Source organism: Arsenophonus nasoniae DSM 15247 (genome assembly GCF_000429565.1).
GTDB classification, from domain to species: Bacteria; Pseudomonadota; Gammaproteobacteria; order Enterobacterales; family Enterobacteriaceae; genus Arsenophonus; species Arsenophonus nasoniae.
In genome coordinates this window covers 26,272-40,528 of record NZ_AUCC01000009.1, presented here as the reverse complement: position 1 = coordinate 40,528, position 14,257 = coordinate 26,272, and the positions used below count along the sequence as shown (strand labels likewise).

The 14,257-nt window shown below is 37.3% G+C and carries 13 protein-coding genes, 1 pseudogene and 1 other annotated feature; of the genes and pseudogenes, 11 read left to right on the top strand and 3 right to left on the bottom strand.

Going from position 1 to position 14,257, the window contains the following annotated elements; all coding sequences use genetic code 11:
* Positions 1-51: 51 nt before the first annotated feature.
* Together G468_RS0103810 and rnm are read right to left on the bottom strand one after the other, a co-directional pair.
* Complete coding sequence (locus G468_RS0103810) at positions 52-672, bottom strand: L-threonylcarbamoyladenylate synthase (protein ID WP_026821987.1); 621 nt, start codon at positions 670-672, stop codon at positions 52-54.
* Positions 673-769: 97 nt separating this feature from the next.
* Entirely contained in the window at positions 770-1,627 is an 858-nt protein-coding gene (rnm, locus tag G468_RS0103805; RefSeq protein WP_026821986.1) for an RNase RNM, read from the bottom strand.
* 179 nt (positions 1,628-1,806) lie between these two features.
* Positions 1,807-1,908: a sequence feature (Trp leader region), on the top strand.
* Between the two features lie 33 nt (positions 1,909-1,941).
* Here rnm and G468_RS0103800 point away from each other — a divergent pair.
* The 10 genes and pseudogenes from G468_RS0103800 to yciA all read left to right on the top strand — a co-directional run bounded on the left by G468_RS0103800 (position 1,942) and on the right by yciA (position 11,501).
* Entirely contained in the window at positions 1,942-3,513 is a 1,572-nt protein-coding gene (locus tag G468_RS0103800) for an anthranilate synthase component 1 (RefSeq protein ID WP_026821985.1), read from the top strand.
* Entirely contained in the window at positions 3,513-4,091 is a 579-nt protein-coding gene (locus G468_RS0103795) for a glutamine amidotransferase-related protein (RefSeq protein ID WP_026821984.1), read from the top strand. The genes G468_RS0103800 and G468_RS0103795 overlap by 1 nt, the downstream gene beginning before the upstream one ends.
* Positions 4,092-4,102: 11 nt before the next feature.
* Positions 4,103-5,110, top strand: a complete 1,008-nt coding sequence (trpD, locus tag G468_RS0103790; protein WP_026821983.1) for an anthranilate phosphoribosyltransferase — start codon at positions 4,103-4,105, stop codon at positions 5,108-5,110.
* Positions 5,110-6,474 (top strand): bifunctional indole-3-glycerol-phosphate synthase TrpC/phosphoribosylanthranilate isomerase TrpF, encoded by a 1,365-nt coding sequence (trpCF, locus tag G468_RS0103785; protein WP_026821982.1) that lies wholly within the window; start codon positions 5,110-5,112, stop codon positions 6,472-6,474. Before trpD ends, trpCF begins: the two co-directional genes overlap by 1 nt.
* Before the next feature lie 37 nt (positions 6,475-6,511).
* Positions 6,512-7,702, top strand: coding sequence for a tryptophan synthase subunit beta (gene trpB, locus G468_RS0103780; RefSeq protein WP_026821981.1), 1,191 nt, complete (start codon positions 6,512-6,514; stop codon positions 7,700-7,702).
* On the top strand, positions 7,702-8,508 hold the full coding sequence (gene trpA / locus G468_RS0103775) for a tryptophan synthase subunit alpha (protein WP_026821980.1): 807 nt from the start codon (positions 7,702-7,704) through the stop codon (positions 8,506-8,508). The genes trpB and trpA overlap by 1 nt, the downstream gene beginning before the upstream one ends.
* A 231-nt stretch (positions 8,509-8,739) precedes the next feature.
* Positions 8,740-9,061 (top strand): annotated as a pseudogene (locus G468_RS19605) (BON domain-containing protein).
* Positions 9,062-9,390: 329 nt separating this feature from the next.
* The gene (locus G468_RS0103765; RefSeq protein WP_026821979.1) at positions 9,391-10,146 is read left to right on the top strand and encodes a YciC family protein; all 756 of its coding nucleotides are present in this window, start codon (positions 9,391-9,393) and stop codon (positions 10,144-10,146) included.
* A gap of 308 nt (positions 10,147-10,454) precedes the next feature.
* Positions 10,455-10,991 carry a septation protein A gene (locus G468_RS0103760; protein ID WP_026821978.1) on the top strand — a complete coding sequence of 179 codons (537 nt, stop codon included), beginning with the start codon at positions 10,455-10,457 and terminating at the stop codon, positions 10,989-10,991.
* Positions 10,992-11,060: 69 nt separating this feature from the next.
* Positions 11,061-11,501: an acyl-CoA thioester hydrolase YciA gene (gene yciA / locus G468_RS0103755; RefSeq protein WP_026821977.1), complete on the top strand. Its 441-nt coding sequence runs from the start codon at positions 11,061-11,063 to the stop codon at positions 11,499-11,501.
* A 58-nt stretch (positions 11,502-11,559) separates the two neighbouring features.
* On the opposite strand, the gene G468_RS0103750 is transcribed toward yciA, so the two are convergent.
* Positions 11,560-12,264 carry a TonB family protein gene (locus tag G468_RS0103750; RefSeq protein WP_026821976.1) on the bottom strand — a complete coding sequence of 235 codons (705 nt, stop codon included), beginning with the start codon at positions 12,262-12,264 and terminating at the stop codon, positions 11,560-11,562.
* A 448-nt stretch (positions 12,265-12,712) separates the two neighbouring features.
* On the opposite strand from G468_RS0103750, the gene cls reads away from it, so the two are divergent.
* The gene (cls, locus tag G468_RS0103745; protein WP_026821975.1) at positions 12,713-14,173 is read left to right on the top strand and encodes a cardiolipin synthase; all 1,461 of its coding nucleotides are present in this window, start codon (positions 12,713-12,715) and stop codon (positions 14,171-14,173) included.
* Positions 14,174-14,257: the final 84 nt, after the last annotated feature.

Sequence of the window (14,257 nt, the reverse complement as noted above, 5' to 3'; positions counted from 1 at the left end):
AAACTGTGATTATTATACACAGTTTTTCTAATATCCTCACCCGTACTTTTTTTATTCAAACGGCGTTAGGCTGCCCATTCCAACCCGAATAATATTTGGGGTACTCTCCGTTAAATCAACAACCGTGGTTGATTTTTCACTTAAATAACCGCCATTTATAATCAAATCAACTTGTTCACCAATTAAACTTTCGATCTCCTCGGCTGAAGATTGGGCAAAATCATCACCTGGCAATATTAAGCTAGTCGATAGTAAAGGTTCGCCTATTCCGTTAAGCAGATCTTTTGCAATTGGATTACTAGGTAAACGTATCCCTATTGTCTTACGTTTTTTATTCATAATCCGACGTGGAACTTCTTTTGTTGCGCGTAAGATAAAAGTGTAATGACCGGGTGTACTATTTTTAATCATTCGAAATACAGGATTATCAAGATAAGCATATTCAGCTATTTCGGATAAATTACGACACATCAAGGTAAAATTGTGACGAGAATCCAATTGACGTAAGCGACAAATTTGCGTAAGAGCGTTTTTATTATCTAACTTACAGCCAATTGCATAACCAGAATCAGTTGGATAAACAATAATACCGCCTTTGTTTAATATATTTACACATTGGCTAATTAAGCGAGGTTGCGGATTTTGTGGGTGAATTTGCAAAGATTGTCCCATGAATGATCTCTATATAATTAAACTTGAAAATTAAGTTATCAATATAAATAAAGCGCTTACTATATAATATCTAAACTAGTATGATAATTGCCTATTTTCATCGCCACATTTGCCAAACGGGAACAACACCTGCTGGTAGCCAAAGATTTCTACCTAGCTCAGTCCAAGCACAAGGACGATGAAAATCAGAACCAACCGAAGCATATAAACCATGTAGTTTAGCTAATTCAGTTAAATTTTTTCGTTCATCAGGCGACTGCTGGCATTGAGCAATTTCAATTGCATCACCTTGTTGCTGTTTAAAATATAAAACTAACCTTTTTTGCCATTTTGCTGATAGTGAGTAACGACCAGGATGTGCTAAGACGGCAACGCCACCCGCTTGATGAATAACTTCTATTGCCTCATCAAGCTCACACCAATCAGCGGGAACATAACCAGGTTTACCGCGCGTTAAATATTTTTTAAAAACATGACCGATACTTTTTTGTTTAGCATAATCCATGATGTAACGAGCAAAATGGCTACGTGTTACCTGCCCCCCTGCTGCATAGGCTTTAGCATTTAACCAAGCATCAGGAATACCGAATTTTTCTAATTTATCGCCAATTTTTTCCCCACGTTGATTACGTCTTGCCGTTTGCATTGCAAGTAAATGTTTAAGACAGCTTGCATCCAGATTAATATTAAGACCTAAAATATGAATTTCAATCTTTTGCCAAAGCGTGGAAATTTCTACACCAGTAATTAATGTTAGCGGCTTATTTTTTTCATCAATATATTGCCATGCCGGCAAAATTCCATTTACCGTATCATGATCAGTGATCGCTAATACATCAACCCCCATTAATACTGCTCTATCAACTAACTCTACGGGTGTAAGATCACCATCAGAAGCTTTTGTATGACTATGTAGATCATAAATAACAGATAGCGTCTCATTGTTTTGTACCAAAGTTTTACCCTCATTTTACTGCTAACAATTATAGAAAAAATTCATTGTGTGGCATAAATCACTTGACACAACCCTAATGATCTAGTTTACTAGTGCAGTGGATGGCAATATAGCTAATCTATCATGACACATTGCGAGGAAGAACAAAAATGACATTGGTATTTTTTATCATCGCTAAAGTTCGTTGGTGGCGCAATTCCCTTAAATGGGTGGTTTCTTCTTGTGCGTGAATAAATAACGCAACACCAGATCGAAACCCGCCATGAAGCGGGTTTTTTTATAGCCAATGAATATAAATATGAAAGGCAATTAATATGGAAAACATAGCGGTCAATCAAACAACTTTTCGCATATTAGAGAATAGGATTAATTATCAGCCTGAACCTTGTCTGTTGTTTCATCATTTATGCAACAATCGCCCTGGCACTTTATTATTAGAATCTGCTGCCGTTAATAATAAGCAAAATCTACAAAGTATCTTGATTGTTAATAGTACATTACGAATTACCTCCAACCAACAGCAAGTTACTTTTACCTCTCTAAGCACAAATGGAAATGCGCTATTAAGCTATATCGACATCGCATTACCGAGTGAATTAGAAAAGATCGTGTCTGATGGTCAATTAATCGTTAATTATCCGCAAATTGAACCCCATCTTGACGAAGATAGCCGATTAAAAGCAACTTCATCTTTTGATGCCTTACGTTTGATTCATCATTTAGCCAAACAAAACACCATTGATGCAGAAAAAATTCTATTAGCAGGCTTATTCTCCTACGATTTAGTGGCTCATTTTGAAAATTTACCACCTGTAGCAAAATCAAATCGTTGTCCGGATTACTGTCTCTATTTAGCTGAACATTATCTTGTCATCGATCATCAACAACAATCTGCAAAACTCATAAGCTGCCAATTTTCAGCAAAACAATCTATTGCTAATACGCTTTTTAACCGTCATCAAGCAATTATTACCGCAACTCAGCAACCATTATTTTCCTTACCTATTGGCGCTGAGGTATCAACATCTTTAATAGTCAATAAAAACGATAGCGAATATAGCGGGATGGTTGAAAAATTAAAAAAATACATCTATCAAGGTGATATTTTTCAAGTAGTACCTTCACGTAAATTTATGTTGCCATGTACCGCACCATTAAGTGCCTATCAACGCCTTACAATACAAAATCCCAGTCCTTACATGTTTTATATGCAAGATCAGGAATTTACTCTATTTGGCGCATCGCCTGAAAGCGCACTTAAGTATGATGCCAAAAATCGGCAAATTGAACTATATCCAATCGCCGGAACTCGGCCAAGAGGACGCAATGGGTTAGGCGAAATAGATGCTGATCTAGACAGTAAAATTGAACTTGCGCTGCGAACCGATCAGAAAGAACTCGCTGAACATATTATGTTAGTTGATTTGGCTCGTAATGACTTAGCGCGTATTTGTCAGCCTGGTAGTCGATATGTTGCCAAGTTAACTGCTGTTGATCGTTATTCCCATGTTATGCACCTTGTTTCTCGGGTGGTTGGCAAACTAAGGACTGATCTGGATGTATTACATGCTTATCAAGCCTGTATGAATATGGGGACTTTAACCGGCGCGCCTAAAATCAAAGCAATGACACTTATTGCTGACTATGAAAAAGAGAATCGGGGCAGCTATGGTGGCTCAATTGGCTATTTCAAGGGCAATGGGGATTTTGATACCTGTATTGTTATTCGTGCCGCTTATATAGAAGATGGCATTGCCACTGTTCAAGTCGGCGCTGGCGTGGTATTAGATTCGGATCCGCAATCTGAAACGGACGAGACGCGCAATAAAGCTCAGGCGGTTATCAACGCCATTATGCAATCTCATCAAACTCTAGAGGTATGCTAATGGCTAATATTTTACTACTTGATAATATTGATTCTTTTACTTATAACTTGGTCGATCAATTAAGAGTATTAGGTCATAAAGTCACTATCTATCGCAATTCACTGCCTAAATCCATCATTGAACAGCAGCTTAAAAGAATGTCTTCGCCGGTACTGATACTCTCACCCGGCCCCGGTAAACCAGCTGATGCTGGCTGTATGCCTAAACTGCTGCCATCAGTACTTGGTAAAATTCCAGTAATTGGTATTTGCCTTGGCCATCAAGCCATTATTGAAGCTTATGGCGGAAAAGTTTCATCTGCGAAAGAGATCATACATGGCAAATCATCTTTCGCCACGCATGATAACCAATTTATGTTCCGTCATCTAACAAATCCACTACCAATTGCACGGTACCATTCTCTGATTGGTGAAAAAATTCCTACTGATTTGATCATTAATGCTCACTGCCAAGGTGCAGTAATGGCCATACGTCATAGCCAACATAAAGCCTGCGGATTTCAATTCCATCCTGAATCGATTTTAACTCCAGAGGGAACCCCTTTATTAAGCCAAACCCTATTATGGGCATTAAATTAAGGAGCAGCAAAATGCAATTTATCTTGGATAAATTATTTAATGCACAAGTACTTACTCAACAAGAAAGTCATTTACTTTTCAGTATTATGATGCGAGGTGAATTAACGGAGTCTCAACTAGCGGGTGCATTGATTAGCATGAAAATGCGGGGAGAAGAGCCTAATGAAATTGTTGGTGCCGCGTTAGCTTGTTTAGAAAACGCGCAACCTTTTCCTCGACCTAATTACGATTTCTGCGATATCGTGGGTACTGGCGGTGATCACAGTAATAGTATCAATATTTCCACTGCCAGTGCTTTTGTTGCCGCCGAGTGTGGTTTAAAAGTAGCTAAACATGGCAATCGTAGTATATCAAGTCGTACGGGGTCATCTGATTTACTGGCATCTTTTGGCATTCCGCTCGATATGACACCAAGCTCTGCACGACGTGCTTTAGATGAGATTGGTATATGTTTTTTATTCGCGCCACAATATCACCAGGGATTTAGCCATGCCGCCCCGATACGTAGTCAATTAAAAACTCGCACTCTTTTTAATATTCTTGGCCCGCTAATTAATCCGGCTAAACCGCCAATTTCACTTATTGGTGTTTATGACCCTAGGCTTATTATACCTATTGCTAAGACTCTGCAATTAATAGGATATAAACGAGCAGCCGTTGTACACAGCGGTGGAATAGACGAAGTCGCATTACATGGGCCTATTCAAGTCGCCGAATTAAATCAGAATGAAATTTTAACTTACCAACTCACTGCGCAAGATTTTGGTTTACCAAGCTATTGTTTGTCAGAATTGATTGGCGGTTCCGTTGATAAAAATCATCAACTTATTACCACGTTGTTACAGGGTCATGGAAAAGCCGCCCATACCTGCACTGTGGCTGCCAATGTTGCATTACTGATGAAGCTTAATAACCATGAAGATCTAAAAACCAATACCGACTTTGCTCTACAGGTTATTCGTAGCGGCAAAGCCTATCAACGGCTAACCGCGCTAGCAAATAGGAGGAAGTTTCATTAATGCAAGCGACTATTTTACAAAAAATTGTTGCTGATAAAGTGACCTATCTAGCAGCAAGAAAATTAAAGCAACCATTAGCTAGCTTTATTGCGCAAGTTAAATCCAGTGAGCGCAATTTTTTTGCTGCTCTTGCACAAACCAAGTTGGCATTTATTCTAGAATGTAAAAAAGCTTCACCATCGAAAGGCATTATTCGTCATCACTTTGATCCGGTGCAAATTGCTAAAGATTACCAAAATTATGCGACAGCAATATCAGTATTGACGGATGAAAAATATTTTCACGGCAGTTTTGACTATTTACGCTTGGTGAGTAACACTGTGCCACAACCGATTTTGTGCAAAGACTTCATTATTGATCCCTACCAAATCTATTTAGCTCGCTTTTACCAGGCAGACGCTATTTTATTAATGCTATCTATATTAGATAATCAGACCTATTTATCTTTAGCCGCCCTGGCAGATAAGTTAAAGATGGGCATTCTCACTGAAGTGAGTAACGAACAAGAATTAAAGCGGGCGATTAGGTTAAAAGCTAACATTGTCGGTATCAATAATCGTGATCTTCACGATCTGTCAACGGATTTAAATCGCACTAAACAATTTGCGCCACAATTAGCCGCCAAAACATTAGTTATTAGTGAATCAGGTATTCATAACCACCAACAAATCCGTCAATTGAGCAAACAAGTTGATGGTTTTTTGATCGGCAGCGCATTAATGGGTGAGGAAAACTTAATGTTAGCTATCCGGCGGCTAATTATTGGTGACAATAAAGTCTGTGGCCTCACTCGCCCACAAGATGCACAATGTGCTTATCAAGTCGGGGCGATTTATGGTGGTTTGATCTTTGCAGATAAATCACCGCGAAAAGTAACCCTTCAGCAAGCCCAAACCATTATAAAGGCAGCCCCTCTTAACTATGTTGGCGTTTTTCAACATCAAGCTAACTCATTTATTGCTGAAATCAGTCATAAACTGAGCTTATTTGCCGTCCAGCTACATGGTGATAAAACTGCTGCTGATCTTCAACAACTGCGTACCTTATTACCAGCAAATTGTGAAATATGGCAAGCAGTAAATATGAGCAAAACAGCAATTAGTTTCAACTTAAACAATATCGATCGTTATCTACTTGATCACGGTGAAGGTGGCACAGGTAAAACCTTTGATTGGTCAAAACTCCCCTTAGATCATCTTGAGCAAATTATGTTAGCTGGTGGACTGAATGCCAACAACTGCCAACAAGCGGCGGCGTTAGGCTGTAGAGGTCTTGATTTCAATTCTGGTGCTGAACACCAGCCGGGCATAAAAAGTTGCCATAAGTTACAGATTATTTTTGAAAAATTGTTTAATTATTTATAAGCGTAACAATTAATGCTTAGATTAGTGGAATAAATTAATGAAGAAATTCAATCCCTACTTTGGCCAATTTGGTGGCCAATATGTGCCAGAGATTCTTATTCCTGCACTTAACGAACTTGAACAGGCTTTTATCGAAGCACTGGAAGATAATAACTTTCAACAACAGTTTAACGATCTATTACAAAATTACGCTGGCCGCCCCACTGCCTTAACGCTGTGTCGCAATTTAACTCTGGGGACTAAAACTAAACTTTATCTAAAACGAGAAGATCTATTGCATGGTGGTGCCCATAAGACAAATCAAGTATTAGGCCAAGCTTTATTGGCAAAAAGGATGGGCAAAACTGAGATTATTGCTGAAACCGGAGCCGGACAACATGGCGTGGCCACAGCCCTAGCCTGTGCATTATTAGGGCTAAAATGTCGTATTTATATGGGGGAAAAAGATATCCAACGCCAATCACCTAATGTATTTCGTATGAAATTGATGGGAGCAACCGTTATTGCGGTAAATAATGGTTCAGCTAGCTTAAAAGATGCTTGCAATGAAGCATTGAGAGATTGGTCAGGCAGCTATCACCAAGCACACTATTTACTTGGCACCGCTGCCGGGCCTCATCCCTATCCTACGCTGGTACGAGAGTTTCAACGTATGATTGGTGATGAAGCTAAAGCACAAATTTTAGCCAAAGAAGGACGATTACCCGATGCGGTAATCGCTTGTGTCGGTGGTGGCTCTAATGCCATTGGCTTATTCACAGCTTTTAAACCTGAGCAAAATGTGCGTTTAATTGGGGTTGAGCCGGCCGGGTTGGGTATTGACACCGGCTCTCATGGTGCAGCGTTAAAGCATGGACAGCTTGGCATCTTCTTTGGCATGAAATCGCCTATCATCCAAACCGATGAAGGACAAATTAAAGAGTCTTATTCTATCTCAGCTGGACTCGATTTTCCCTCTGTAGGACCTGAGCATGCTTATTTAAATAGTATTGGCCGAGCTGATTATGTCTCGATTACCGATGATGAAGCATTAGCTGCATTTAAAAAATTATCCACTCATGAGGGTATTATTCCAGCCTTGGAATCGTCACACGCCCTGGCTTATGCCTTGAAAATGATCAAGGCAGCCCCAGAAAAAGAACAATTACTAATTGTTAATCTCTCCGGCCGTGGCGACAAAGATATTTATACTGTACATCCTATTTTGCAAGCCAAAGGAGAGATCTAATGGAGCGTTATCAGCAATTATTTAAGCACTTACATGATAAAAATCAGGGAGCATTCGTTCCATTTGTCACCTTAGGCGATCCTAATGCCGAACTATCGCTAAAAATTATTGATACATTAATTGAAGCACAAGCCGATGCGTTAGAGATTGGTATTCCTTTTTCTGATCCTCTAGCTGATGGTCCAACTATTCAAAAGGCGAATTTACGCGCCCTTAATGCCAACATTACGCCAACCCGTTGTTTTGAACTATTATCACAGATTCGTGAAAAGCACCCTTTGGTTCCTATTGGCCTATTAGTTTATGCTAATCTGGTTTTTAGTAATGGCATTGATAACTTTTATGCCAAATGTCAGCATAGCGGCATCGACTCCGTTTTAATCGCTGATGTGCCCATGAATGAGTCCGACCCCTTTCGTATTTCGGCACTGCGACACAATATTGCACCGATATTTATTTGTCCGCCTAATGCAGATGAGCAGCTTTTACGCAAAATTGCTTTATATGGTCGTGGCTATACTTACTTACTCTCGCGTTCAGGTGTAACGGGCACAGAAAAAAAAGCCAATATTCCTGTTAGCCATTTACTCACCAAATTACAAGACTATCATGCCGCCCCGCCCCTCTTGGGTTTTGGTATTGCTGAAGCGAAACAAGTCACTGATGCAATCAAAAATGGTGTAGCTGGTGCAATATCTGGTTCAGCCGTGGTTAAATTAATTGAAACTTATCATCAACAACCTGATGCATTATTGACCAAATTAAAACAGTTTGTTTCACAGATGAAAATGGCTACCCACAAATAGACATTTCAAAACGATTTGAACAAAGACTGGATAGCCTAGTTATTTTTACAATTACTAATTTTCGATTCTAATAAGCAATTGTAACTAACGTGTCGCTACGAGTGCCAGCTATTCATTTGTAATTTATCCCTATTTCATCAATAATCAGTATATTGACTGCAATGAAAATACTCATTTAGCATTCATAAAAGATAAATAAAAATAACCCTCGTATTGATGGAGAATTGAATAATGAAATATCTTAAATCAATGACAGCGCTTTGTACCGTGTTATTTATGGCATTATTCCTTTCTGCTTGTGCTCCAACAGCAAAAACAGAAGGAACTGGTGGATATATCGATGACACCGTTATTACAACTAAAGTGAAGACGGCATTATTGGCAGAAAAAAACCTGAAATCAACCCAAATCAATGTTGAAACTTTTAAAGGACGTGTGCAATTGAGTGGCTTTGTTAGTTCGCGTGCCGACGCACGACGCACAACGTGCAGTGCAAGTAACACAAGGTGTAGCAGGTGTGCAGTCAGTTATCGATTCGATGAAAATACGATGATTGTTTTAGCCTTCAGCCCCTATTGGGGCTGAGATAAATATAATTTGCCATCCTTACCCCCTCTAATTAGATAATAAAACAATCACTTTTCATTACCAAATGATTATAATATATCAATTATTTAACTGAATAATTATATTGCTATATCCAAAATTACTATAATATAAATATAATTCTTTTTTAATATTTTATCCTTACTTATAGAATAACCACAAAATTTACTGATATCGCAATAGCTTTACCATAGAAAAGCTATACGCTCTCGTCACGGTCAGTTACACTATGCAACGAGAATATGATGATAAAAACCAGTTATAGGAGCAGTTTTCATGTCCATTACGGCCAACTCACTTATCAGCGATAGCTTTAATTTTTTTAAAAATCAGCTGAGCGGCCTTTTTATCCTGTCATTCATTTCAGCTACCATCAGTCTAATACTCTATTATTTTCTGGTACCTATCGATGAAATGGTAACTATTGTTAAAACCCTAGGTGGTCAAAATGACTCAACTTCACTTTTAACCTGGGTAAGCCAACTATCCGATGAAGAAAAAGCGATAATGATGAGAGTTTCACTACTCTCATTGACTGCAGTTTTTATCGGATTAATATTATTAATTTCTTCAGTAGTTACTTATTTGTCAGAACTTAGTACTGGCAATAGCATCAGTGCATTGCAGGCTTTTATACTTTCGTTACGTATATTACCTAGCATGTTAATTTTGCTAGTTATATGCACTATTATCATTTATTTTGGTTTTATGCTATCCATACTACCGGGTGTCATTTTAGCTATCGGTTTTTCCTTATCACCCATTATTTTAATCACCAGTAAAAACATCATGCCGCTACGCGCTATTAGTCAAAGTTGGAAAATAGCCTTTCGTCATTGGTGGTTAATTCTATCAATTTTATTACTTTGGTTAGCATTACAAATGTTACTTACTATGCTACTTGGACAATTTCGTTTTTTGCCGGGTATGGTGAATAATATTATTTCTTTTACATTAAATAATTTACTTACCTCTTTTACTTTGATTTATTTTTTCCGTCTCTACATGTTAATCGGAAAAACAACAAATTAAGCAGATAAAAATACCACGGTTATTATTTGCCATTTGATACCGTGGTAAGGTTTTATTATCAACTTAAAAAAATAATCATCTATCGTCGAACTAATATTCTGGCTCAAATTTCATTTAATTCATAATAACCAGCTAATTACTTCAATAGCTTAACTCGTGAATTTCATTGCTCAGAAGATAATTTTATCGATAAAAATTTACGCCTACTAACCGTGTAACATTTTATCAAATAAGGTAATATAATATAAAACAAATTGGCAATATGATATTTTATAATTTATTCGAAAAGGATCAGGACAAGCGCCCTTATGAGACAACTATTAGATTTTATTCCTCTCATTGTTTTCTTTATTGTATATAAAAAAGTAGATATTTTTTACGCATCTGGCGCATTGATGGTTGCAACCGCTTTATCTATGCTGGCCATCTATCTTATCTATAAAAAAATTGAGAAAAGTTCGTTAATTACTTTAGTAATCGTGATAATTTTTGGCGGATTGACGTTGATTTTCCATAGTGATCTTTTTATTAAATGGAAAGTGACGGTTATTTACGCTATTTTTTCATTAGCATTATTAGTCAGCCAGTATTTTACCCAAAAACCATTAATTCAAAGAATGCTGGGTAAAGAGATCCATTTAGCTAATGAAATTTGGTATAAATTAAATCTGTCATGGGCCATCTTTTTTGCCATCTGTGCGCTGGTTAATATTTATGTTGCCTTTTGGCTACCTCAGGACATCTGGGTTAATTTTAAAGTTTTTGGTTTGACTGCAGTCACGCTAATATTTACAATACTTAGTATGGTGTATATCTATAAACATCTTCCTAAAGAACAAAAGTAATCGATATGATAATAAAGTATACCTATTTCCAATAGGTATATTGTGGCAAATAACAGAAGTAAATTTTTCATGACACAACAACAATTACCACAAGGGGAATTAGTTCTCCGTACATTAGCAATGCCTGCCGATACAAATGCTAACGGTGATATATTTGGCGGGTGGCTAATGTCGCAAATGGATATTGGCGGCGCAATTCTAGCTAAAGAAATCGCACTTGGTCGTGTTGTTACGGTGGCCGTCAATGGGATTACGTTCCAAAAACCAGTCTCAGTCGGCGATGTGATATGTTGTTATGCTCATTGCATTAAAACAGGTAACACTTCTATCACCATAAATATTGAAGTTTGGGTCAAAAAAGTTGCTAGTGAACCAGTAGGCCAACATTATCGAGCTACAGAAGCCATTTTTACTTATGTCGCCGTTAATGAGGATAACTCTCCCCGTTGCTTACCTGAAGATAAACGTCATTACCAATTACCTACCTCCGATAACGTAACTTCCTCTTGATCAGTTTTAACAGGCCAATTTATTTTGACCTTCAAGCAAATTTTATAATTAAACCACTCTAAGAAAGATTAATTGAACCATCAATTTTAAAAAGGAATGTCTTTTTTAATCCCTTAGCCGGAATTTTTTCATAGTACCAACGATTCATCGCGCGTTTAACTTCACGTTCGAACATACCTCTAGGTGATGAATCAATCACTTCTAAATTCACGACTCTGCCATTTTCATCAATATCATATTGAACATTTACGTAACCTTCTTTACCGAGTTTACGAGCGCGATCGGGATAATCGGGATGTTGAATTCTCAATGCCTTAGGTCCTTCTATAGCAAATGGTGGCGAAGCCATTTGGCTAGCCTGCTGATTGTTATTAACACCAATATTATCATCGCTTATATTAGCTTGTTGTTGATTTGACTGTTCGACAATGGTTTTTTTAATTTGGCGTTCTACTAACTGCTTAGATTTAGAATTTTGTTTAACAATCGACTTTTTCTGCATGACCTTCTTTTTCACTGGTAATGCCAATTTGGGTTCAACATCAGACTCTATTTTAGGCTTTATAGCCCCTTCTGGTTTATTATCAGCGATCTTTACCGACTGGCTAATACCATCTGGTGCAGCCAAGGTAACCATAGATACTGACATAGATTTAGCTGTCGAAGCCGATAACATAGGCTGCAATAAAAGCCAAGATACTGCTAACGAAGCATGTAGAAATAATGATAAAGCAATAAATGATGCCGAACGGATCCAACGCATGAGAAAATTCTTTCTTAAATTAAGCAAATAAATAAGTTGCATTCTAAATGCAAATAGCAATCATATTCAATAAGGATAGTCTGCTAAGATTAAAAAAGTATCTAGCGGTGGATAAAATTAGGCAGTGATCGAATTTTTAATTAACGACATCAACATAAAAAATCATAAAAATTCACCAATTATTAATGTATTTGTTCATTTAGTAATAACCGAACTTAACATTTGTTGTATAAAATACTAACTGACTCGTTGATTTGACAAATTATTGTCCATGCACGCAGCCAAAAAAATATAAAAATAATTAAAATATTCATAAAATACATTAAATTACTCTCACGTATGCTAAAAATGATACTTTTAATATTCATAACAAATTTTATTTTGCTATAGTGAATAACCAGATAATTAAGAGTATTTAACTAACTCTATGATAGGAACATCTTTGCCTATGGCAACTGTCTATATATTATTGAACTGGGCTTTACTTTTTTTGTACTGGCTAATGATAGCCACGGTTACTATACGCATTTTATTAAAACGACGTCCGGTTACTTCGGCCCTGACCTGGCTATTGATTATTTATATTATTCCACTAGTTGGCGTTATTGCATATCTGGCTTTTGGTGAGTTACACCTTGGCAAACGACGAGTAATGAAAGCAAAGAGGATGTGGCCTTCAGTTGAAACCTGGCTTGAAAAACTCAAACAATCAAAACATATTTTTTGTAAAAGTAACAGCCGAGTGGCTGAACCTTTATTTGAACTCTGCGAAAAAAGACAAGGAATTGGCGGCGTTAAAGGTAATAAAATTCAACTTTTAACCAATTATCAAGACGCTTTGACTACTATCATACGTGATATTAACGCAGCCCATTACAATATCGAGATGGTATTTTATATTTGGCAAGACGGAGGATTAGTTGATGAAGTTACGCAAGCCCTGATTAATGCGGCAAAGCGTGGTGTAAAATGCCGAATTATGATTGATTCTGCCGGTAGCTGGTCTTTTTTTCATAGCCATCAACCGAAAAAAATGCGAGAAGCTGGAATAGAATTAATAGAATCATTAAAAGTAAATTTATTTCGCTTTTTTCTTCGTCGCATGGATCTGCGCCAACATCGAAAAATAATCATTATTGATAATTATATTTCCTATGTTGGTAGTATGAATATGGTTGATCCTCGCTTTTTTAAGCAAAATGCTGGTGTAGGGCAATGGGTAGATATCGTCGTCCGGATGGAAGGACCTGTCTCAACAACACTTGGCATTGTATATGCGTTTGATTGGGAAATTGAAACAGGTCAACGCATTCTTCCTCCCCCTCCCGATACCAATATTATGCCATTTGAACAAGCAAGTGGTCATACGACCCAAGTCATTGCTTCAGGGCCCGGTTTCCCGGAAGAATTAATTCAACAATCTTTAATAACCGCTATTTTTTCTGCACGTAAGCAGTTGATCCTAACCACCCCTTACTTTGTTCCCAGTGATGATCTAATTCATGCTATTTGCACTGCAGCAATGCGGGGTGTAGAAGTATTAATGGTCATCCCTAATCGAAATAATTCTTTTTTAGTTCGGTGGGCAAGCCGGGCATTCTATTCGGAATTATTAGAAGCCGGTGTTAAAATTTATCAATTTAACGATGGGCTTTTACACACTAAAAGCCTATCAATTGATGGTGAGTTAAGCCTAATCGGTTCGGTTAATTTAGACATGAGAAGCCTTTGGCTTAATTTTGAAATTACTGTTGTTATTGATGATAAAAGTTTTGGTAACGATTTAATATTAGTTCAATACGATTACATTGCTCGCTCTACGCCTTTGATACAGAAGAATTGGAATAAACGCCCGTTATGGAACCGTGTTATCGAACGTATTTGCTATTTTTTTAGTCCGTTATTGTAATTTTATTATAAAATGATAAGACACAAAAAATTATTTCTGTTAAAAAGCGAATACCAATAAATCAACCAATAGCATTTTTCATAA